Genomic DNA, 22,573 nt, shown 5'->3' with positions numbered 1-22,573 from the left:
GCCCTTCGGTGTTGGGCCGATCGGGTTATCGGCCGCGGAAGTGGGGTTTGCGCTTCTCGGCGAAGGCTCGGGGGCCTTCTTTGGCGTCTTCGCTGGCGAACACCTCCATGCCGAGACGAGCGTCCACAGTGAACGCTTCGTTCTCCGGCATGCCCTCGGTCTCCCGCATGGTGCGCAGGATTGCTTGAACCGCCAGCGGACCGTTGGCCGCGACCAGATTCGCGAGCTCCAGCGCCTTCTCCAGCGCCTGGCCGTCCGGGACGACGTGTCCGATCAGACCCAGCTCCTTGGCCTCCGCTGCTCGGATGTGCCTGCCGGTCAACAGGATGTCCGCCGCCACGGTGTACGGGATCTGCCGGGGTAGCCGAACCGCGGAGCCGCCCAGCGGGAACAGGCCCCACCGGGCCTCCGAGACACCGAACCGCGCGCTCTCGCCCGCCACCCGGATGTCCGTCGCCTGCAGGATTTCCGTTCCGCCCGCCACCGCGGGTCCCTCCACCGCCGCGATCAGCGGTTTGGTGAGCCGACGGCCCTTGAGCAGGGGTTCGATGACCGACATGTCCATGCCGCGGGCCGTGTCGCCGGGATGGGCCTGCGTCATCGCCTTCAGGTCCGCACCGGCGCAGAACGCACCGCCCGCGCCGGTGAGGACGCACACCCGGATGTCGTCGTCCTGGTCGACTTCGTCCCACGCCTGACGCATGATCTGCAGCATCGGCCCGGACAGCGCGTTGCGGACCTCGGGCCGGTTCATCGTCACCACGAGCACCGCGCCGCGCCGCTCGACCAGGCAGTGGGGTTGCTCGACGACCTCTGTTGTCGACGTCATGGGGACCTTTCCGCGCTAGGAGGTGTTTGACGGTTCGCGTGGCGGGTTCTTCCGGGCACTGCTCGAGAAGTCGTAGTGCTGACCGGATCTCGCACTGGGAAACAGACGCTTTCGGGTTCTTGCCGAAAACGATAACACGTTCTAGTTTCTCTGGGGTGGCTTACAACATCGCAGATCTCTTCGAGCACGCCGTCGATCTGGTACCCGATCGCGTCGCCGTGGTCTGCGGCGAGCGGCGGCTGACCTTCGCACAGCTGGAGCAGCGGACCAACCAGTTGGCGCACCACTTCACGGCGAACGGCCTCGGGGCCGGTTCGCACATCGGGGTCTACTCCCGCAACTCCATCGAGGCACTGGAGACCATGCTCGCGGCCTACAAGGTCCGCGCCGTGCCCATCAACATCAACTTCCGCTACGTGCCGAAGGAATTGCGCTACATCTTCGACAACGCGGACCTCGCCGGACTGGTGCACGAGCGCCGCTACAGCGCGACCGTGGCCCAGGTTCGGCCGGATTTCCCAGAACTGCGCCAGGTCCTCGTCGTCGAGGACGGCACCGACGAGGACTACACCGGGTATGGCGGCGTCGAGTACGAGTCGGTGTTGGCCGATCAGCCGACTGAGCGCGACTTCCCGGCGCGCAGCGGCGACGACCTCTACCTGCTCTACACCGGCGGTACCACCGGCATGCCCAAGGGCGTGATGTGGCGGCACGAGGACGTCTGGCGGGTGCTCGGCGGCGGCATCGACTTCATGACCGGCGAGCGGATGCTCGACGAGTGGCAGCAGGCGCGCGCCGGGGCCGAAAGCGGTGGCCTGGTCCGGCTGCCCGCCGCGCCGTTCATCCACGGCGCCGCTCAGTGGGCGAGCTTCGGCAACCTGTTCGCGTGCAGTCCGGTGGTGTTCGTGCCGCAGTTCGACGCGCACGAGGTGTGGCGCGCGATCGAGCGGGAACGGGTCAACGTGCTGGCCATCGTCGGTGACGCGATGGCCCGGCCGCTCATCGAGGCGTACCACGAGGGCAGCTACGACGCGTCCTCGCTGGTGGCGATCTCCAGCAGCGCGGCGCTTTTCTCTCGGTCGGTGCAACACCAGTACCTCGATGCGCTGCCCAACGTCGTGATCACCGACTCGATCGGCTCGTCGGAGACCGGGTTCAGCGGCATCGGCGTCATCGCCCGCGACGTCGAGCAGACCGGCGGGCCGCGGGTCAACGCCGACGCCTCCACCGTCGTCATCCGCGACGACCGGAGCTTCGCGCCGCCCGGCGAGATCGGCTGGTTGGCGCGCACCGGGCACGTCCCGCTCGGCTACTACAAGGACGAGGAGAAGTCCCGGTCGGTGTTCGTCGAGATCGACGGCAAGCGGTACGTCGTGCCCGGCGACTACGCGCGCATCGAGGACGACGGCACCGTGACGATGCTCGGGCGGGGTTCGGTGTCCATCAACACCGGTGGCGAGAAGGTCTTCCCGGAGGAGGTCGAGGCCGCGCTCAAGTCGCATCCGGACGTGTTCGACGCTCTGGTGGTCGGGGTGCCGGACGATCGCCTCGGCCAGCGGGTCGCGGCGGTCGTGCAGCCCAGGGCCGGTGCGGTGCCCCGGCTGGCCGAGCTCGACGCGCACGTCCGGGCGTGGATCGCCGGGTACAAGGTGCCGCGCAGCCTGTGGCTGGTGGCGCAGGTGACCCGGTCGCCCAGCGGAAAACCCGACTACACCTGGGCGAAGCGGCACACCCGCACGCACGAGCCGACTGACGTGCGCGACCCGTCGTGGCGCGAAACCGCCATCGAGCCGAGTTGAGGGCCTGTCCGGTCTTGGCCCGTTGTCTTTGAAGCGACGCAGCCGCTTGGCCCACCTGTGCAACTCGCACCGCCACCGGAACCGCCACGCAAAACGAGTTCGGAGACAGGATCTGAGGAGCAATGCGAACGACACTGTGCGAGACCCTGGGCATCGAGCACCCGATCGTCGGTTTCACGCCGTCCGAGCACGTCGCCGCCGCGATCAGCCGGGCCGGTGGGTTGGGGGTGCTCGGCTGCGTGCGGTTCAACGACGCCGACGACTTGGACGCGGTGCTGGACTGGATGGATCACAACACCGACGACAAGCCCTACGGGGTGGACGTGGTGATGCCCGCGAAGATCCCGACCGAGGGTACCTCGATCGATCTGGAACAGCTGATTCCGCCGGAACACCGGGAGTTCGTGCAACGCACGCTCACCAAGCTGGGCGTGCCGGAACTTCCCGCCGATGAACGGCACGCGGAAGGCGTTCTGGGCTGGTTGCACTCGGTAGCCCGGTCCCATGTGGACGTTGCGTTGCGGCACCCGGTGCGGTTGATCGCCAACGCGTTGGGCTCACCGCCGGTGGACGTCATCGAACAGGCGCATCAGCACGACGTGCTGGTGGCGGCGTTGGCGGGCAAGGCCGAACATGCTCGTCGGCATGTCGACAACGGCGTGGACATCGTGGTGGCGCAGGGGCACGAGGCCGGTGGGCACACCGGGGAGATCGCCACGATGGTGCTGGTGCCGGAGATCGTCGATGCCGTCGGCGACCGGGCACCGGTGCTGGCGGCCGGTGGCATCGGGTCCGGGCGGCAGATCGCGGCGGCGCTCGCGCTCGGCGCCAGCGGGGTCTGGATGGGCTCGTACTGGCTGACCACCAGCGAATACCAGCAGATGCCGGGCAATTCGGCGGCGCAGCGGGCCCTGTTGGCGGCGGGTTCCAGCGACACCGTGCGGTCGCGCATCTACACCGGGAAACCGGCGCGGCTGCTGAGGACCCGCTGGACCGACTCGTGGGCCGAGCCGGACGCACCGGAGCCGCTACCGATGCCGCTGCAGAACATCCTGGTCAGCGAAGCCCACCAGCGCATCATGCGCTCCGGCGATCCCGGTGTGGTGTCGATGCCGGTGGGCCAGATCGTCGGCCGGATGAACGAGGTCCGCCCGGTCGCCGAAGTGCTGGCGAACCTCCTGCACGAACTCGACGAAACGATCGCGAACCTGAACAAGCTGAATTGAGATACCTCCGGAACCCGCCGGGACGAACGGGATCCGCATCGTGGAACGGATGAGGGGCACCCGTGACCCAGTTACTTGGTCACGGGTGCCCCTCACCTTCGCGCTACGTCTTGCGGGGTTCGAGCGGGGTGTAGGCGTTGTTGGCGTGGTGCCAGATCGGGTCTGGGGTTTGCCAGCGTTCGGCGGCTAGTTGGCGTTTGAGGATCTTGTGCGTTGCCGTGCGGGGGAGTTCTTTCGCCAGGCGGATGTAGCGGGGCCATTGCTTGGGGCCGAGGTCGGGTTGTGCCGCTAGGAAGTCGCCCAGCGTGGTTGGGTCGAAGTCGGGGTTCGCGGTGATCGCGGCCATCACCTGGTCGCCCACCGTCGGGTCGGGGACGCCGTAGACCGCTGCTTCGAGGATTTCGGGGTGTCGCAACAGGATTCGTTCGATCGGTGCGGTGCCGAGGTTTTCGCCGTCCACCCGGAGCCAGTCCGCCGAGCGGCCCGCGAAGTGGCAGAAGCCCTGCGCGTCCAGGTAGGCGAGGTCGCCGCTGAAGTACATGCCGTCGCGCATCCGCTCCGCGTCGGCCTCCGGCGCGTTGTAGTAGCCCGCGAACCAGCCCGATCCGGCGGTGTTGACCAGTTCACCGATCGCCTCATCCGGGTTGAGCAGCTGGCCGTCCGCGGAGAATTCAGCCGGAGCGCAGGGTTTTCCGGTGTCCGGGTGGAGCACTGCGACGCCGTCCGGGAGCCGCCCCAGCGCACCGGGTGGCGTATCGGGCGTGCGCGCCACCGCTATCCCGCCCTCGGTGGAGCCGAAGGCATCGACGACGCGGCAGCCGAACCGCTCGGCGAACCGGGCCACGTCTCGTTCGTTGCCCTCGTTGCCGTACACCAGCCGCAGCGGATTGTCGGCGTCGTCCGGGCGCGACGGGGTGGCCAGGATGTGCGCGAGCGGTTTGCCCACGTAGTTCGCGTACGTCGCACCGAAGCGGCGCACGTCCGGCAGGAACCCGGAAGCGGAGAAGCGGCGGCGCAGCGCGATGGCCGCCCCGGCCGCCAAGCCGACCGCCCAACCGGCCATCAGGGCGTTGGAGTGGAACAGCGGCATCGACACGTACACCACGTCGTCGCCGGTCAGCGCGAACCGGTCGGCCAGCATCCGGCCCGGGAAGGCGATCTTGCCGTGCGTGCAGCGGACCGCCTTGGGCTCGCCGCCGGTGCCGGAGGTGAACACCAGCACGAGCAGGTCGTCCGGCGTCGCTGGCTCCGGATCGAGGCTGCTACCGACATGTTCGGCGAGCAATGACGACCAAGGCGGCGTGTCGACGAGCAGCACGTCCACCGATTCGAGGTCGAGCCCGGCGAGCAGTTCCGCGTGCCAGCTGTCGGTGACGATCAGCTGGCAGTCGGTCAGCCGGATGTCGCGGGCCAAGGCCGCTCCGCGCCGCGTCGGATTCAGCCCCACCAGCACCGCCCCGGACAGCGCGGCCCCGCCGAGCAGGAACGCGAACTCCGGCACGTTGCCGAGCAGAACACCAACATGGCGGGGGACATCCGCGCGCAGCCGAGCACGCAGCAGCGACGCGTATTGCGCGCAGACCCGAACCTGCTCCGCCCACGACCACGCGCGGTCGGCGAACCGAAGTCCGCAGCTGTTGTCGTCGGCACGGGCCAGCAGGAGTTCGGTCACCGTCGGCGTCATGTCAGTCCACCAGCGCGTCGCCGAGCCGTCCCAGCTGGTCCGCCGCGCCACCGAGGAAGAACTCGTTGCGCTTGGCCGCGACGAAGTAGCGGTGCAGCGGGTGGTCGACGTCGATACCGACTCCGCCGTGGATGTGCACCGCCGTGTGCGCCACGCGGTGTCCGGCGTCCGCGGCCCAGAACTTCGCGGTGGCCACCTCTGTCGCGCACGGCAATCCCTCGTCGACCTGCCACGCCGCCTGCCACAGCGTCAGGCGCACGGCCTCCACGTCGATGAAGGCGTCCGCCAACCGCTGGGCGACCGCCTGGAAGCTGCCGATCGGACGCCCGAACTGCACTCGCTCGCGGGCGTATTCGCTGGTCAGCTCCAACGCCCGCGCGACGACTCCGGCCTGGTGGGCGCACGCTCCCACCGTCGCCCTGGTGATCAACCAGTCCAGCACCGCTGAATCCGCGCCGAGTACCTGGTCGTCGCTGAGCCGCACACCGTCCAGGTCGAGCCACGCCTCGCTGTCGGAGTCGACGATGCGTTGCCGCTCGATGGTGAGCCGCGCGGGCTCGACCAGGAACACGCGCGGCCCGTCCGACGTCGATGCGGGAACCAACACCAAGTCAGCGACCGGCCCGGCCGGAACCGTGGTTTTGCTGCCGGTGAGCACCCATTCGCCGTCCAGCCGCTCCGCGCGGCAGACGGGCCGGTGCAGGTCGGGGTTGTTCTCCTCGGTCAGCGCGGCGGTGAGCACGAGCTCGCCGTTGGCAGCCGGGACCGCCCAGCGCCGCTGCTGCTCCGGGGTGCCGAACTGGGCCAGCGCCGAAGCGGCCGTGGTGATCGAGGCGAGGTAGGGCACCGGCGCGGCCGCGCGACCCAGCTCGATCAACACGGAACACTGCTCCAGCAACCCGAATCCGCCACCACCGACCGAGCTCGGCAACGCTGCCGCGAGCACATCGGCCTGCGCCAGGTGCGTCCACAGTGCACGGTCGAAGCGGTCCGGTTCGCTTTCCACCTCGCGCAACCGCTCGTTCGTCGCCCGATCACCGACGATCTTCGCGACCAACCCGGCCAGCTCTACCTGCGCTTCGGTGCACGAGAAGTCCATGGATCCTCCCTCAAGTCCGTCTTCGAACCCGCAGCCGTGCCCGCGGAAGATGCACGTCAGCGCTTGGCGGGCGGTAGGCCGAGACCGACCGCGGCGACGATGTCGCGTTGCACCTCGTTGGTTCCGCCGCCGAAGGTGAGGATCAGCGCCGAGCGGTGCATGCGTTCGACCCGACCGCGCAGCACCGCGCCCCGCGAGCCCTGGCGCACGTAGGCCGCGCTGCCGAGCACTTCCATCAGCAGTCGGTACGCCTCCGTGGCGAACTCAGTGCCGTACACCTTGGTCGCCGAGGCGGTGGCGGGTGCGGGCTGTTGCTCGACGGTGGCGGCGATCTTCCAGTTGACCAGCTTGAGGAACTCCACCCCGGCGTGCACGCGGGCCAGGTGCCGCCGGACCCACTCCTGGTCGAGCACTCGGCGCCCGTCGGCGAGCCGGGTCTCCCGCGCCCACACCAGCACCTCGTCCAACGCCACCCGCAGCGGTGCCGACGAGGTGAGCGCCACCCGCTCGTGGTTGAGCTGGTTGGTGATCAGCGGCCAACCCTCGTTCTCGGTACCCACCAGGGCCGAGGTCGGCACGCGCATGTCCTGGTAGTAGGTGGCGCTGGTGGTCGGCCCGGCGACGGTGTGCACCGGGGTCCAGGAGAAACCGGGCGTGGCGGTGGGCACGATCAGGATGCTCAGCCCGCGGTGCTTCTTGGCTTCGCGGTCGGTCCGGCAGGCCAGCCACACGTAGTCCGCGTACTGGATCAGGCTGGTCCACATCTTCTGGCCGTTGACCACGTACGCATCGCCGTCCCGGTCGGCCGTGGTGCGCAGCGAGGCGAGGTCGGTGCCCGCCTCCGGCTCGGAGTAGCCGATGGAGAAGTGGATCTCGCCGGAGGCGATCCGCGGCAGGTAGAACGACTTCTGCTCCGGGGTGCCGAACCGCATGATGGTCGGCGCGATGCTGTTGAGCGTCAGGAACGGCACCGGAGCACCGGCGATCGCCGCCTCGTCGGTGAAGATCAGCTGCTCTAGCATGCCGCGGTTCTGCCCGCCGTACTCCGACGGCCAGCCCAGCGCGAGCCAGCCGTCCGCGCCCATCTGCCGGACCAGCCGCTTGTACGCCGCGCCGTCGCCGTAGTCGCCGTGCGCGGCCAGTTCCTCGCGGAGCTCCGGTGTCATGAGCTTGCCGAAGTAGCGGCGCAGCTCCTTGCGCAGCTGCTCCTGCTCAGGCGTGTAGGCGATGCGCATGCATCCCTCCTGCATCGACGGAGAGCGTGTGAAACATGTTTCATCAACCATAGTCCGAGTCCGGCTCGGCGGTCGACACATGACAGCTGAACAAGTGAATTCCCGACAGCGGGTGTTCCGCGTGTAGTAGTAACTGGTTCTATGTCGAGATGGTGGCTCGGATTGACGCCGGATGGAGCAGTGACCCGCGTGCGAACGGCTCGTTGTGAGGCTGAGTGACCTGCCTTCCAGCTGAACCGCACGTTCCATAGAACTGGTTCTACATGTGATTTTCGGTGTAGGTCTCAATATTCCAGGATTTCTCGTGTGAGTCTTGCTAGTTCATAAGAACACGTTCTAATGTGTCGTGGGTAACAGATCCCACAGCGGGCGATCTCGGTGAGGTGACCACCCCGTGAAGGCAGCGGTGCTCAAGCAGATCGGTGATGACAAGCTGGACGTGCGGTCGGACGTCGCCACCACCACGCCCGGCCCAGACGAAGTCCGAGTGCGCGTCAAGGCGGCCGGTGTCTGCCACAGCGACATCTCCGCGATGAACGGGGCGCTGCCCGCGTTGGCACCCGGCGTGATGGGGCACGAAGGCGCCGGTGAGGTCGTGGAAGTCGGCAGCCAAGTGACCGAACTGGCACCCGGCGATCACGTCGTGCTCTCCTTCGTGCCGCCGTGCGGCCGGTGCGAGTACTGCCTCAACGGGCAGCCGAACCTGTGCGAAGTGCACACCGTCGCGGCGTTCGTGTCGCCGCGGTTCGAGGTCGGCGGCGAGCCCGCGTTCGGCTTCGGCGGCTGCGGGGCGTTCGCCGAGGAAGTGGTGCTGCCCAGCGCGGGCGCCAACCGGATCGACAAGGACATCCCGTTCGAGATCGGTGCGCTCATCGGCTGCGGGGTGCTCACCGGGGTCGGCGCGGTGCTCAACACCGCGCAGGTCGAACCGGGGTCCACTGTGGTCGTCATCGGCTGCGGCGGGGTCGGCATCTCGGTGATCCAGGGCGCGCGGCTGGCCGGTGCCGCGCAGATCGTCGCGGTCGACCCGGTGACCGAGAAGCACGCTGCGGCGAAGCAGTTCGGCGCCACGCACGCCACCACGCCGGAGGGTTTGGCGGAAGTGCAGAACGCGGTGACCGGTGGCCGCGGGTTCGACTACGCCATCGAAGTGGTCGGATCGGCCGCCACGATCCGCTCCGCCTACGACGCGGCTCGGCGCGGCGGCAGCGTGGTGATCGTCGGTGCGGGCGGGCCGGAGCAGGCGGTCGAGTTCAACGCGCAGGAGTTGTTCATCAACGAGAAGAAGATCCTGCCGTCGTTCTACGGCTCGTCGGATCCGCGCCGGGACACCGCGCGGATGGTGAACCTGTGGCGCGCTGGGCGGCTCGACCTGGAAGGCATGATCTCCCGCCGCATCAGGCTCGACGACATCAACGAGGGACTGGCCGCGTTGCAGAGCCCCGGTGGCGCGGTGGTGCGGCAGATCGTGACATTCGACTGAGGCCGGGAGCAGTGGTGCGGAGCCTGGACGGGAAAGTCGCCGTCGTCACCGGCGCGGGCGCGGGGTTGGGACGCGCGGAAGCGTTGGCGCTGGCGCGTGCCGGTGCGGATGTGGTGGTCAACGACGTGTCCGAGACCGCGTCGGCCGTGGTGGCGGAGATCGAGGAGCTCGGCGGCAAGGCCGCTGCTGTCGTCGGGGACGTCTCCGACAGCGTCACCGCCGAAGAGTTGGTCGCGACCGCGGTGCAGCGCTTCGGCGGTTTGCACGTGGTGGTCAACAACGCCGGGGTGTTGCGGGACCGGATGTTGTTCAAGATGAGCGAGCCGGAGTGGGACGACGTGATCCGCGTCCACCTGCGCGGCCATTTCCTGTTGTCCCGGAATGCCGCTGCGCATTGGCGGGAGCAGTACAAGCAGACCGGATCGACCTGCGGCAGCCTGATCAACACGGCTTCCGAAGCGTTCTTGCTCGGATCCCCGGCGCAGCCGAACTACGCGGCGGCCAAGGCGGGAATCGCGGCGTTGACCGTGTCCACGGCGCGCGCGTTGCAGCGCATGGGGGTTCGGGCGAATGCCATCTGCCCGCGTGCCCGGACGGCGATGACCGAAGACATCTTCGGACCGGCACCCGAAACCGGCATCGATCCATTGTCGACGGATCACGTGGCGCCGCTGGTCGTTTATTTGGCCGGACCCGCGGCGCAAGCGATCAACGGTCAGGTGTTCGTCGTGCACAGCGGGATGATCGCCTTGATGGCGGCGCCAGCTGTCGAGCGGCGCTTCGACACCGAATGTCCCTTGTGGACAGAAGAAGAGTTGGCGGACACCGTCGGAGCCTACTTCGCAACGCGCGATCCCGAACTGAGCTTCGCCAACACCGAGTTGTCTTCCCTTCCGTAGGAGGTCTTTTTGTGAGCGGCGGCAGCCGCTTGTGGTGCGCAAGCCAGGTCCACGGAACGAGCTCTTGGGCGAGGAGGATTCGATGGCCCTGACCGTGCGGCAGCACTGTGATGCTGTGGCGCTGAAGGAAGGACTGCTGCTGGTGGGCGGCCAGTGGCAGCAGGCCCGCGCCGGGCGGACCTGGACCCACCACCACCCGGCGACCGGCGAAGCAGTGGCGGATTTCGCCGTCGCCGCAGCCGAAGATGTCGACGACGCGGTCCGCGCCGCGCGTCGGGCGTTCGACGAGAGCCCGTGGCCGACGATTCGCGCTGGTGAGCGGGCGCGGTTGCTGCGCCGCTACGCGGACCTGCTGCGCGAGCACGCCGATGACCTGCGGGCCCGGCAGGCGCTGGACAACAGCGTGCCGCTGTCGTTCGGCACGGTGTACGCCGGATCGGTGGATGTGGCGGCCGATGTCTTCGAACACCACGCCGGGTGGATCGACAAGGCGGGTGGCGAGACCTTGCCGCCCTACCAGGGCGGCGACCACCTGGCGATGACCTTCCGCGAACCGGTCGGCGTGGTGGCCGCGGTGCTGCCGTGGAACGCGCCGTTCCTGCTGTTCGCGCAGAAGGTCGCCCCGGCCTTGGCCGCCGGGTGCACGGTGGTGCTCAAGCCCTCGGAATACGCGACGTTCTGCGTGCTGCGGCTGGTGGAACTGCTGCGGGAAGCCGGAGTTCCGGACGGCGTGATCAACGTCGTCACCGGGCCCGGCGACCCGACCGGCGAGGCGCTCGTCGGGCATCCGCTGGTGGACAAGGTGAGCTTCACCGGCAGTCGCGAGGTGGGTCGCCGGATCATCGCGGCCTCGGCGGACACCATGAAGCGGGTGTCGCTGGAGTTGGGCGGCAAGAGCCCGGCCATCGTGTTCCCGGACGCCGACGTGGGCATGGCGGGCATGACCGCGATGGGCATGGTCACGCTCGGGCTGTCCGGTCAGGCGTGCGTCGCGCACAGCCGGGCGCTGGTGCACCAGGACGTCTACGACGATTTCCTGGGCGCGGCCGGGCTGATCGCCGCCTCGGTGACCTACGGCGACCCGTTCGACCAGGGCGTGCTGTCCAGCCCGCTGATCAACCAGCGGCAGTTGGACCGGGTGCTGGGTTTCATCGAGCAGGGGCAGCGGGAAGGCGCGCGACTGGTCGCCGGTGGCGGCCGGTCGGACGGCGACCTCAGCGCCGGGTACTTCGTGCAGCCGACGATCTTCGCCGACGTGACCAACTCGATGACCATCGCGCAGCAGGAGATCTTCGGCCCGGTGCTGTCGGTCGTGCCGTTCGCCGACGAGGACGAAGCGGTCCGGCTGGCCAACGACTCCGAGTACGGGCTCGGCGCCGGGGTGTACACCTCGGACGTGCAACGCGCGTTCCGGGTCGCCAAGCGGATCCGCACCGGCACGGTCGGGATCAACGGGTTCACCGTGGAGCCGCACCTGCCCTTCGGCGGGTACAAGCAGTCCGGGCTCGGTCGGGAGGGCGGCCGGTCGTCCTTCGAGTCCTACACCGAGCTCAAGGCCGTGTTGCTACCGCTCAGCGACGAGCTGATGTGACATGCGGCTGGCGGGCAAGGTCGCGATCATCACCGGTGCCGCGCGCGGACAGGGCGCGGCGACGGCTCGCCGCTTCGTCGCCGAAGGCGCACGGGTGCTGGTGGCGGACGTGGCCGACGAACAGGGCGCGGCGTTGGCCGATGAACTCGGCCCCGCCGCCGTCTACCAGCACCTGGACGTCGGTTCCGAGGACGACTGGATCGACGCGGTACGCGCGGCCCGCGAGCTCGGGCGGGTCGACGTGCTGGTCAACAACGCCGGGGTGCTGCACTTCTCGGAGTTGGCGGACACCAGCCTGGCCGACTACGAGCGGGTCATCCGGGTCAACCAGATCGGCACCTTCCTCGGTATGCGCGAGGTGATCCCGGCGATGTCCGAGGGCGGCTCGATCATCAACGTGTCCTCTGTGGAGGGTCTGGCCGGGATGCCGCTGCTGGTGGCGTACACGGCGAGCAAGTTCGCGATTCGCGGGATGACGAAGGTGGCCGCGATGGAGCTGGGCGCCAAGGGGATCCGGGTCAACTCGGTGCACCCCGGCGCGATCGATACCCAGATGATCTCCGACGCGGCCGGTGGCCCGGTCCCGATGGACTACGTCGGCAAGCGCGTCCCACTGGGTCGGGTCGGCCAACCGGAGGAGATCGCGGCACTCGCGGTCTTCCTCGCCAGCGATGAGAGTTCCTACTGCACCGGCGCGGAATTCACCGCGGACGGTGGCGCAACGGCAACGCACTCACTCGCCTGAACGGGTGGTGAGTGAGGGGCACCCTTCACCAACTTACTTGGTCAAGGGTGCCCCTCACCCCGGATCAGCGTGGATCGGGAGGTGGGCAGTGGCGGTGAGTGGTGTTGGGGTGGGGGCGTTTGGGCAGGTTGGGCGGATGGCGACGTTGGGGTGGGAGGTGTTGCGGGCCATTCCGCGGCGGCCCTTCCAATGGCGGGAGTGCGTTCAGCAGGCTTGGTTCTTCGCCAGTGTGACGATCCTGCCCACCGCTTTGGTGGCCATTCCGTTCGGGGCCGTCATCGCCATGCAGCTCGGGTCGTTGACCCAGCAGATCGGCGCGCAGTCGTTCACCGGCGCCGCCAGCGCGTTGGCGATCCTCCAGCAGGCCAGTCCGCTGATCACCGCGCTGCTGGTTGCCGGGGCCGGTGGGTCGGCGATGTGCGCCGACATCGGCGCGCGCACCATCCGCGAGGAGATCGACGCCTTGCAGGTCCTGGGGGTGTCGCCGATCCAGCGGCTGATCGTGCCGCGGGTGCTCGGTGCGGTGCTCGTCGCCTTGCTGCTCAACGGGATGGTCAGCGTCGTCGGGGTGCTCGGCGGCTACTTCTTCAACGTGATCCTGCAGGGCGGCACGCCGGGCGCGTACCTGGCCAGCTTCAACGCGCTCGCCCAACTGCCCGACCTGTGGATCAGCGAGTTCAAGGCGCTGCTCTACGGGTTCGTCGCCGGGGTGGTCGCCGCCTACCGCGGGCTCAACCCGGCCGCGGGGCCGAAGGGCGTCGGCGACGCGGTCAACCAGGCCGTGGTGATCACCTTCCTGCTGCTGTTCCTGATCAACCTGGTGCTCACCGGGATCTACCTGCAACTCGTGCCACCGAAGGGGTTGTGAGCCGATGGCCGTCGTCGACCCGGCCGCCGCGTCCCCGGCGCGGCGGCGGATCACCAGCGGGCCCGGCGACGCGCTGGCCGACCTGGGCTGGCAGCTCTCGTTCTACCTGCGCGCTCTCGCCCTGGCGCCGGTGACGCTGCGCCGATACTCCCGCGAGACCGCCCGGCTGCTGACCGAGGTCGTGTTCGGCAGCGGTGCGCTGGCCGTCATCGGCGGCACGCTCGGCGTCATGATCGGCATGACGGTGGCCACCGGTGCGGTCGTGGGATTGCAGGGCTATTCCTCGCTGAACCAGCTCGGCACCTCGGCGCTGACCGGGTTCGTGGCCGCCTACTTCGACACCCGCGAAGTCGCGCCGCTGTCGGCGGGCCTGGCGCTGTCGGCGACCGTCGGTTGCGGGTTCACCGCGCAGCTGGGCGCGATGCGGATCTCCGACGAGATCGACGCGCTGGAGGTGATGGGTGTGCGCACCGTGCCGTACCTGGTGACCAGCCGGGTGCTGGCCGGGGTGGCGGCGGTGATTCCGCTGTACGTGGTGGGCCTGCTCGGCTCCTACCTCGCCTCCCGGCAGATCACCGTGTGGTTCTACGGCCAGTCGGCGGGCACCTACGACCACTACTTCCACCTGTTCCTGCCGCCGCAGGACGTGCTTTGGTCGTTCGGCAAGGTGATCGTGTTCAGCATCGCGGTGATCCTGACGCACTGCTACTACGGCTACACCGCACGCGGCGGACCGGCCGGTGTGGGGGTCGCGGTGGGCCGTGCGGTGCGCACCTCGATCGTGCTGGTCGCGGTGTTGGACTTCTTCCTCAGCCTGGCCATCTGGGGATCCACCACGACAGTTCGGATCTCGGGATGAGGCCGGGGTGGAGCAGGCGCCGGTACCAGGCGCTCGGGGTGGCGTTCCTGGTGGCGGCCGGGTTGTTCTTCGCGGGCACCATCGCCGCCTACCGCAAGGTGTTCACGCCGGTCGTGGCGGTCAGCCTGGAGACCGACCGGATCGGCAACCAGATGCGGGTCGGTGCCGACGTCAAGGTGCGCGGCGTGGTGGTGGGTGAGGTGCGCGACGTGCGGGCAGCCGGGGACCACGCGGTGCTGGACCTGGCGTTGCAGCCGGACCAGGCGGAGCTGATCCCGGCGAGCGCGTCGGCCCGGCTGCTGCCCAAGACGCTGTTCGGGGAACGCTACGTCTCCTTGCAGATCCCGCGGAATCCGGATTCGCGGAGGCTGGCGTCCGGCGATGTCATCCCGCAGGACCGCAGCGCCTCGGCGATCGAGATCGAGCGGGTGCTCGACGATCTGCTACCGGTTCTGCAAGCGGTGCAACCGGAAAAGCTCTCGACGACGTTGAGCGCCGTGTCGCAGGCGTTGGACGGCCGTGGCGAACAGCTCGGCGACACGTTGGTGCAGCTCGACGGCTACCTGGCGCGGATGAACCCGTCGCTGCCGAAGCTCGAATCGGTCATCGCGCGCATCGACGAGGTGGCCGACACCTACGACCAAGCCGCCCCCGACCTGACGCAGGCGCTCAGCGACCTGACCACGACCAGCAGGACGATCGCCGAGCAGCGCGCCGCGCTGGAGACGATGCTCGGCACCGTCACCGGCAGCGCGAACGACCTGCACCGGTTCCTGGACCTGAACAAGGACAACCTGATCAACCTCACCGGCACGTCGAGGTCCACTTTGGAACTGCTCGCCGAGTACGCGCCGGAATACCCATGCATGCTCAAGCAGTTCGCGGACTCGATACCGAATGCCGAGGCGTCCTTCGGGAAGGGATCGGAGAACCCGGAGATCGCCAAGTTCACCATCGAGATCACCGGCAGCCGGGGCAAGTACCTGCCCGGTGTGGACGCGCCCCGCTACCTGGACCAGCGGGGGCCGCGCTGCTACCCGTGGGTCGAGCCGCCGGACACCTTCCCGCAGTACCCGCCGGGCGGTCCGGTGCAGGACGGCTCCACGTTCCCCGAACCGCCGCGCGACCGGGACGAAGTGTTCCCGTGGAACCAGGTACCGGCATCGACCACCCCGCAGTCGTTGGTGAACTCACCGGCCGAGCGGGATCTGCTGTCCGCGCTGCTGGCACCGCAGTTGGGCGTTCAACGGGCGGATGTGCCGGACTGGAGCGGACTTCTCATCGGGCCGCTGTACCGCGGGGCGGAGGTGACGGTGCGATGAGGTCGATCACCGCCCCACTGATCAAACTGCTGCTGTTCGCCGTGGTCACGATCACGCTCACCGGCGTGCTCGCGATGACCATCGCCGCCTCCACCGCCAGTTCAACCGAGTCCTACCGCGCCCGGTTCGCCGACGCATCCGGCCTGGACGTCGGCGACGACGTGCGGATCGCCGGGGTGAAGGTCGGCCGGGTGACCGAACTGGAAGTCGTCGACGGCAGATTCGCCCTGGTGCACTTCGACATCGATGCGCAGCGGCGGCTTCCGCGCGACGCGGCGGCGACCGTCAAGTACCGCAACCTCGCCGGGCAGCGGTACTTGGCGCTGGACGCCCCGCTGCGCGATCCGGCCGACGTGCTGCCGCCGGGCGGCGAGATCCCGCTGGAGCGCACCCATCCGGCGCTGAACCTCACGGCGCTGTTCAACGGGTTCAAGCCGCTGTTCCAGGCGCTTTCGCCGCAGGACGTCAACCAGTTGTCGGCCGAGATCGTCCAGGTCTTGCAGGGCGAGGCCGGTACGGTGGACAGCCTGCTGGCCCACACCGCATCGCTGACCTCAACGCTCGCGCGCAAGGACGAAGTGATCGGCCAAGTGATCGACAACCTCAACGCGGTGCTGGGCACGGTCAACGCCCGCGGCCCGCAACTAGGCGAGCTGATCACCGCGATGCAGCAGCTGACCAGCGGATTCGCCGAAGCGCGGCAACCGATCGGCGAAGCCATCGCCGCGCTCGACGAGCTCTCGCACACCACGGCCGGACTGTTGGAACAGGCGCGACCACCGTTGCGGAGCAGCATCGCCGAGCTGAACCGGGTGACCACCGTCCTCAACGCCGAGCAGCCGAAGCTGGAGCGCGACCTGCAGACGATTCCGGACCGGTTGAACTCGTTGACCCGGACCGTCAGCTACGGCAGCTGGTTCAACTTCTACCTGTGCCGGATCTCGGGAACGGTCGGGATTTCCGAGCTGAACATCACCGTTCCGATCGTGCCCGTCCCGGCGTCGGAGATGCCGGAGAGGTGCAAGTCATGAAGCCGTTGCGGGAGCGGAACCAGGCCGTCGTCGGCGTGCTGGCGGTCGTGCTGATCACCCTGGTCACGCTGGGGGCGTTCTTCGCCAAGGACCTGCCGGTGATCGGCAGCGGCCGGACTTTCCAGGCGTACTTCACCGAGTCCGCCGGACTCGCGGCGGGCAACGACGTGCAGGTCGCCGGGATCAAGTCCGGTGAGGTCACCGATGTCGAGCTGGACGGCAATCGGGTGCTCGTGACGTTCCGGGTGGACGGCGTGCGAGTGGGCGAGCGCAGCCGGGCGAGCATCGAGATCAAGACGCTGCTCGGTGAGAAGTACCTCGCGCTGCGACCAGAAGGGGCCGACGAGCTCGCGGAGCCGATCCCCGTCGAGCGGACCACCGCACCGTTCGACATCCCGGACGCGCTGGACCAGCTCACCCGCACCGCCGATCGGATCGACACCCAGCAGCTCGCCGAGAGCTTCCGGGTGCTGTCGGAGACCTTCCGCGGCGCACCGCAGCACCTGGGACAGGCGATGGACGGGCTGTCGCAGCTGTCGCGGACCATCGCCTCGCGCGACCAGCAGTTGGCCGCCCTGTTGCAGAACGCCAGCGGTGTCAGCAAGATCGTCGCCGACCGCGATGCGCAGGTGCAGCGGTTGATCTCCGACGGAAACCTGCTGCTGGCCGAACTGCAGAGCCGCCGCGAGGCGATTTCCGCGCTGCTGGCCGGAACCCAGCGGCTCTCCGACGAGCTGCGCGGCCTGGTCGCCGACAACCAGCAGCAGTTGCAGCCGACCCTGGACCAGCTCAACCAGCTGACCGAGATGTTGCAGCGCAACCAAGACGACCTGGCCCGGACGATTGCGGCGATGGCGCCGTACGTGCGCGGCTTCAACAACACCGTCGGCAACGGCCGGTGGTTCGACGGCTACCTGTGCGGGCTGTTCCCACCGGCGATCAATGCCGGGCCACTCCAGACGAACACCACGTCCTGCGAGATCCCGGTGCCGTCCCGTCCCGTCGGAGGTGGCTGATGGCGAAGAAGCTCGGTCTGGGGTGCGTGCTCGTGCTGCTGGTCAGCACGGGCCTGTGGTGGCTGTTCAGCGATCCCGGCAAGCAGATCACCGCGTATTTCGACAAGGCAGTCGGCGTCTACGCCGGGTCGAGCGTGCGGGTGCTGGGTGTCGAGGTCGGCAACATCGACAGCGTCGTGCCGCAGGGGGACGTGGTCCGGGTGGACATGCACGTCCAGGACGACGTCCGGATCCCGGCCGATGTCAAGGCCGTGGTGGTGGCCCCCAGCTTGGTCAGTGACCGGTACGTGCAGCTCACCCCGGCCTATTCCGGCGGTGCCGAGCTGGTTTCCGGTGCGGTGCTGGCCAAGGACCGCACGGCCACGCCCGCCGAACTCGACGACCTGTACCGCAGCGCCAACGCGCTCGCACAGGCCCTCGGCCCGGATGGCGCGAACAGCACGGGCGCGTTGTCCGACGTGCTCAGCACCTCGGCCGCCGCGCTGGAGGGCAACGGCAAGGACCTCAACGCCACGGTGCGGCAACTCGGTGCCCTGGCCGGAACCCTGCAGGAGAACCAGGGCGATCTGTTCGCCACGGTGGACAACCTCAACGAGTTCACCGCCGCGCTGGCCGCCAGCGACCGGCAGATCCAGGAGTTCTACGGGCGGGTCACCGATGTGACCGGATTCCTGGCCAGCGAACAGGAGCAGATGGGTGCCGCGCTGGGTTCGCTGTCGGTCGCGCTCGACGACGTCTCCCGATTCGTCCACGACAACAGGAACCTCGTGGCATCCAATGTGGACAACTTGACCGGCGTGACGCAGGCGTTGGTGGATCAGCGCAAGGCGTTGGCCGAGGTGCTCGACGTCGCGCCGCTGGGCGCGACGAACTTCATCAACGCCTACGACGCGGCCTCCGGAAGCGTCACGGTGCGCGGCCACCTCAACGAACTCACCCATCCGCCGGTGTTGATGGTGTGCAAGCTGCTCCAGCACAGCGCGCCCGAACCGCTGCCCGCGGAGCTGAAGGACGCCTGCGCCAAGTTGGCCCCGGTGCTGGACGGAACGCTGCGACTGCCGTCGATCGGCGAAACGGTGCACCACCTCCAGCAGGGCGAACTGCCGCCGCTACCGCTGCCGCTGGCGGACGCCGCTCGACAAGGGGGAAACCCATGACCAGACGGTGCGCGCTGGTCGCCGGTCTGCTCGTGGCCCTGCTGGTTTCCGGTTGCACCGCAGGGGGATTCGCCGGTCTCTACAACGCGCCGCTGCCCGGTGGTGCTGAACTGGGCGACCACCCGTACCGGGTGACCGCGCACTTCGCCGACGTGCTCGACCTCGTCCCGCAGGCCAGCGTGAAGGTCAACGACGTCGCGGTCGGACGGGTGGAGAAGATCGAGCTGAGCCAGGACAACACCACCGCACTGGTGGTCATGGCGGTCAGCGGTGACGTCCGGTTGCCCGCCAACGCCGACGCCCAACTGCGGCAGTCGAGCCTGTTGGGGGAGAAGTTCGTCGAGCTCGCGGCACCCCCAGCCGCGGCGTCGGACGAACTGGCCGACGGCGCGGTGATCCCGCTGGCACGCACCAATCGCAATCCGCAGGTCGAGGAAGTGCTCGGTGCGCTGTCGATGCTGCTCAACGGGGGCGGGGTCGCGCAGTTGCAGGACATCGTGCAGGAGCTGAACCGGGCGTTCACCGGCAACGAGGCCGAAATCCGGGCTCTGCTGGGGAATCTCAACGAGGCCGTCACGAGGCTGGACGCGCAGAAGGAGAACATCACCCGCGCCATCGACGGCCTCAACCGGCTGTCGTCGACCCTGCGCGGGCAGACTGACGCGGTAGCGGGGGCACTCGACGGCCTGGCGCCCGGATTGCAGACCTTGGCGCAGCAGCGCGGCCAGCTCGTCGCGATGCTGCAAGCGCTGGACCAGCTTTCCGGTGTCGCGGTGCAGACCGTCAACCGCAGCCGGGACGACATGGTGGCCGACCTGCAAGCCCTCGCCCCCACGCTGCAGAAGCTCGCCGACACCGGCGACGCGCTGCCGGACGCCATCGGCTACCTGGCGACCTACCCGTTCCCGGAGTACGTCATGAATCCGCTCAAGGGCGATTTCGTCAACGCCGACGTCCGGATCGACCTGGACCTGAGCAGCATCATGGAGAACCTCACCCGCTCCTCCGGTCCGCTGATCCCGATCCCCGGACTCTCCGACTCGGGGCAGTCCGGGCTGACCCTGCCGCCGCCCGCACCGGCCCTGCCCCCGCTGCCGATACCCGCCCCGCAGTTGGGAGGACCGTGATGTTCGCGCGGAAGACCAAGGTGCGGCTGGGGTTGTTCCTGGTCCTCGCGGTGGTCGGCGTCGGCTACACCGGCGGCCAGTACGCCGGGTTGGACCGGTTCTTCGGCGGCAACGGCTACTCCGTGACGGTGCGGATGGCCGACTCCGGCGGACTGTTCACCAACTCCGAGGTGACCTACCGCGGGGTGTCGGTCGGCCGGGTCACCGCGATGCGGCTGACCGGCACCGGCATCGACGTCGACCTGCACATCGCCGATTCCGCGCCCCCGATCCCGGCCGACACGCGCGCCGCGGTGGCCAACCGCTCGGCGGTCGGCGAGCAGTTCCTCGACCTGCGACCGGAACACGACCGCGGCCCGTACCTCGCCGCCGGATCGGTGATCGCGCAGGACCGCACCGAGACGCCACCGGCGCCGGAATCGCTGCTGGTCGACCTGGACCGGCTGGTGGGCAGCGTGCCGGTCGACGACCTGCGCACGGTCGTGGACGAGGTCGGCACCGCGTTCGACGGCACCGGCGACGACCTGCAACGCCTGCTCGACGCGGCCAGCTCGGTGACCGCGGCGGCCGATCAGCACCTCCCGCAGACCACCGGTCTGCTGGCCAACAGCGACGTCGTGCTGCGCACCCAGCAGGAGCAGGCCGAGCAGATCGTGTCGTTCAGCGGCGGGCTGCGCCAGATCTCCGCGCAGCTCAAGGAATCGGACCCGGATCTGCGGCGGATCATCCAGCAGGCGCCAGTGGCCAGCCAGGAGGTCGATGCGCTGCTGCGCAGCGCGGGCACCGACTTCGGCGTGGTGGTGGCGAACCTGCTGACCACCATGCGGATCACCGAAGTGCGCGGACCGGCGGTCGAGCAGATGCTGGTGGCCCTGCCGGTGGTCTCCTCATTCACCCACTCGCTGGCACCGGATGGCACCGGGCACCTGGGCCTGGTGCTCAACTTCTTCAACCCGATCGCCTGCACCAGGGGCTACGAGGACACACCCCGGCGACCGGGCAGCGAAACGGCACCGGGACCGACGAACGAAAACGTGCACTGCGCGGAGCCACCGGACAGCGAGATCAGCGTCCGCGGCTCGCAAAACGCCCCGACAGCCCCGATCCCGGACCCCGTCCCGCCACCACCCCCGTTCACCCCGTGAGTAAGAACTCGCGCGGGTTGGGTGTGACGGGAATGGTCGTCAGGCAATCGGCGTCAGCCGCTTCCTTCCGCTCTCGCAGCTGGCACCGCCGCGGGTTCTCAGAGGCATTCTCGCGAGGACAGCCTCGACGCCGCGTATTGGTCATACGTAAGTCGGGGATCCCGGAGTCGAGAATGCCTCTGAGGTTCCGCTACTCGCACCGCCACGCAAACCAATCCGCGCACCGTCTAATGTGCCGTCATGCGGATTCTCGTTGTGTCGGCTCCGTTGCTCGGGCACCTGTTCCCGTTGATTCCGTTGGCGCGAGCGCTGCGCGACGTGGGTCATGATGTGCTGGCGGCATCGGCCGGGGACGCGCTTGCGGCGCGGGGGAACGAGATCGAGGTCGAGGACGTCGCGCCGGGCTTCGACTTCGGCCGGATCGCGCGGCGGATCATGATGCGCCATCCGCTGGTAGCCCGTGCCGAAATCGCCGGTGACGGCGGACTCCGGGGAGTGTCGCGCATTTTCGGTGCGGTGAACGACGAAATGGCCGATGGTGTGGTAGCGCTGGCTGACCGGTGGCAGCCCGATCTGGTCATCTGCGAACCACTCGCCGCGTCCGGCGCACTGGCTGCGGCACGCCGTGGCGTTCCCCTGGTGCTGCACGAGAACTCGCTGTTCAACGGCCCGGAATTGCTTGCCGCAACCCGCTTCGCCGGAACCCTGGGGCGGTACGGCGTGGACGCATTGCCGTCTGCCGCGACGACGTTGACCATCGCGCCGCCGAGCGTGGTCGGCGCGCGCGAAGGGTTGCCCATGCGGTGCGAGCCGTTCAGCGGTGGGGGCGCGGCGCCCGACTGGTTGGCGGAACGGCCTGCGCGGCCCCGGATCTTGGTCAGCCGCAGCACGGTCAACGGCGCTGGGGAGAACCCGATGGCGGCTGTTGTCGCGGCAGCGCCGGAGGTCGACGCGGAAGTGGTGCTGGTGCGCCCGGACAACAAGACGGCGAGCCGGGAGCTGCCGGAGAACGTCCGAACGGTCGACTGGGTCCCGATCAACGACGTCCTGCCGACCTGCGCGGCGGTGGTGCACCACGGCGGAGCGGGCAGCGTCTTCGGCGCCCTCGCGGCGGGCCTCCCACAACTGGTGACACCCGGAGCGGGCGACCGGAAGCACAACGCCCAGCTGGTGGCGGCGCGCGGCGCGGGCCTCTCGGTCCCGGCCAAGCGGATCACCGCGGTCGACCTGAACCGGCTGATCACCGACGACGCCCTGGCATCGGCAGCGACCGAAGTCCAAGCGGAGATCGCCGCCATGCCCGGCCCGGACGAACTGGTCCCAACCCTCGAAGCGCTCGACCGCTCCTGACCTGGCGGCCGCCAGTAGTGGGGCTGGTGTTGCGGTTGGGGACAACGTTGTTGTCGTAACCGTGCGCACGCCTCTGACGAGCGGCTTTGCCCAGGTGGACGCGCTGGT

Annotated in this window: 19 protein-coding genes; 15 read left to right on the top strand and 4 right to left on the bottom strand. The window is 68.8% G+C overall.

Features of this window, described 5'->3' with window-relative positions:
• Window positions 1-25 precede the first annotated feature (25 nt).
• A complete protein-coding gene (locus MOQ72_RS11605; RefSeq protein ID WP_242182905.1) occupies window positions 26-829 on the bottom strand; it encodes a crotonase/enoyl-CoA hydratase family protein in 804 nt (267 codons plus the stop codon).
• Window positions 830-984: 155 nt separating this feature from the next.
• Between MOQ72_RS11605 and MOQ72_RS11600 the strand changes: the two genes are divergently transcribed.
• On the top strand, window positions 985-2,628 hold the full coding sequence (locus MOQ72_RS11600) for an acyl-CoA synthetase (protein ID WP_242182903.1): 1,644 nt from the start codon (window positions 985-987) through the stop codon (window positions 2,626-2,628).
• Window positions 2,629-2,750: 122 nt separating this feature from the next.
• Window positions 2,751-3,854, top strand: coding sequence for an NAD(P)H-dependent flavin oxidoreductase (locus tag MOQ72_RS11595; RefSeq protein ID WP_242182901.1), 1,104 nt, complete (start codon window positions 2,751-2,753; stop codon window positions 3,852-3,854).
• 103 nt (window positions 3,855-3,957) lie between these two features.
• Here MOQ72_RS11595 and MOQ72_RS11590 read toward each other — a convergent pair whose 3' ends face one another.
• From MOQ72_RS11590 to MOQ72_RS11580, 3 genes are read right to left on the bottom strand one after another with little or no spacing between them, the layout of a single operon-like run.
• Entirely contained in the window at window positions 3,958-5,538 is a 1,581-nt protein-coding gene (locus MOQ72_RS11590; protein ID WP_242182898.1) for a long-chain-fatty-acid--CoA ligase, read from the bottom strand.
• Window position 5,539: 1 nt separating this feature from the next.
• Window positions 5,540-6,637, bottom strand: coding sequence for an acyl-CoA dehydrogenase family protein (locus tag MOQ72_RS11585; RefSeq protein WP_242182896.1), 1,098 nt, complete (start codon window positions 6,635-6,637; stop codon window positions 5,540-5,542).
• 56 nt (window positions 6,638-6,693) lie between these two features.
• Window positions 6,694-7,872: an acyl-CoA dehydrogenase family protein gene (locus MOQ72_RS11580; protein ID WP_242182895.1), complete on the bottom strand. Its 1,179-nt coding sequence runs from the start codon at window positions 7,870-7,872 to the stop codon at window positions 6,694-6,696.
• A gap of 394 nt (window positions 7,873-8,266) precedes the next feature.
• Here MOQ72_RS11580 and MOQ72_RS11575 point away from each other — a divergent pair, with 394 nt between their 5' ends.
• From MOQ72_RS11575 to MOQ72_RS11515, 13 genes are all read left to right on the top strand, one after another.
• Window positions 8,267-9,355, top strand: coding sequence for a Zn-dependent alcohol dehydrogenase (locus MOQ72_RS11575; protein ID WP_242182893.1), 1,089 nt, complete (start codon window positions 8,267-8,269; stop codon window positions 9,353-9,355).
• 11 nt (window positions 9,356-9,366) lie between these two features.
• On the top strand, window positions 9,367-10,254 hold the full coding sequence (locus tag MOQ72_RS11570; RefSeq protein WP_242182890.1) for a 3-oxoacyl-ACP reductase: 888 nt from the start codon (window positions 9,367-9,369) through the stop codon (window positions 10,252-10,254).
• 82 nt (window positions 10,255-10,336) lie between these two features.
• Window positions 10,337-11,845, top strand: a complete 1,509-nt coding sequence (locus tag MOQ72_RS11565; protein WP_242182888.1) for an aldehyde dehydrogenase family protein — start codon at window positions 10,337-10,339, stop codon at window positions 11,843-11,845.
• Between the two features lies 1 nt (window position 11,846).
• Window positions 11,847-12,590: a glucose 1-dehydrogenase gene (locus MOQ72_RS11560; RefSeq protein ID WP_242182886.1), complete on the top strand. Its 744-nt coding sequence runs from the start codon at window positions 11,847-11,849 to the stop codon at window positions 12,588-12,590.
• Between the two features lie 136 nt (window positions 12,591-12,726).
• Window positions 12,727-13,458 carry an MlaE family ABC transporter permease gene (locus MOQ72_RS11555; RefSeq protein WP_242182884.1) on the top strand — a complete coding sequence of 244 codons (732 nt, stop codon included), beginning with the start codon at window positions 12,727-12,729 and terminating at the stop codon, window positions 13,456-13,458.
• 4 nt (window positions 13,459-13,462) lie between these two features.
• Entirely contained in the window at window positions 13,463-14,317 is an 855-nt protein-coding gene (locus tag MOQ72_RS11550) for an MlaE family ABC transporter permease (protein ID WP_242182882.1), read from the top strand.
• Complete coding sequence (locus MOQ72_RS11545; protein ID WP_242182880.1) at window positions 14,314-15,639, top strand: MCE family protein; 1,326 nt, start codon at window positions 14,314-14,316, stop codon at window positions 15,637-15,639. Before MOQ72_RS11550 ends, MOQ72_RS11545 begins: the two co-directional genes overlap by 4 nt.
• Window positions 15,636-16,670, top strand: coding sequence for an MCE family protein (locus MOQ72_RS11540; RefSeq protein ID WP_242182878.1), 1,035 nt, complete (start codon window positions 15,636-15,638; stop codon window positions 16,668-16,670). The genes MOQ72_RS11545 and MOQ72_RS11540 overlap by 4 nt, the downstream gene beginning before the upstream one ends.
• Entirely contained in the window at window positions 16,667-17,686 is a 1,020-nt protein-coding gene (locus MOQ72_RS11535; protein WP_242182876.1) for an MCE family protein, read from the top strand. Before MOQ72_RS11540 ends, MOQ72_RS11535 begins: the two co-directional genes overlap by 4 nt.
• Window positions 17,686-18,843 (top strand): MCE family protein, encoded by a 1,158-nt coding sequence (locus tag MOQ72_RS11530; RefSeq protein WP_242182874.1) that lies wholly within the window; start codon window positions 17,686-17,688, stop codon window positions 18,841-18,843. Before MOQ72_RS11535 ends, MOQ72_RS11530 begins: the two co-directional genes overlap by 1 nt.
• On the top strand, window positions 18,840-19,970 hold the full coding sequence (locus MOQ72_RS11525) for an MCE family protein (RefSeq protein WP_242182872.1): 1,131 nt from the start codon (window positions 18,840-18,842) through the stop codon (window positions 19,968-19,970). The genes MOQ72_RS11530 and MOQ72_RS11525 overlap by 4 nt, the downstream gene beginning before the upstream one ends.
• A complete protein-coding gene (locus MOQ72_RS11520) occupies window positions 19,970-21,115 on the top strand; it encodes an MCE family protein (protein ID WP_242182870.1) in 1,146 nt (381 codons plus the stop codon). Before MOQ72_RS11525 ends, MOQ72_RS11520 begins: the two co-directional genes overlap by 1 nt.
• Window positions 21,116-21,355: 240 nt before the next feature.
• Window positions 21,356-22,465, top strand: coding sequence for a nucleotide disphospho-sugar-binding domain-containing protein (locus MOQ72_RS11515; protein ID WP_242182868.1), 1,110 nt, complete (start codon window positions 21,356-21,358; stop codon window positions 22,463-22,465).
• Window positions 22,466-22,573 lie beyond the last annotated feature (108 nt).

Source organism: Saccharopolyspora soli (assembly GCF_022678645.1).
Taxonomy (GTDB): Bacteria; Actinomycetota; Actinomycetes; order Mycobacteriales; family Pseudonocardiaceae; genus Saccharopolyspora; species Saccharopolyspora soli.
This window is presented reverse-complemented; position numbering and strand designations above follow the sequence as displayed.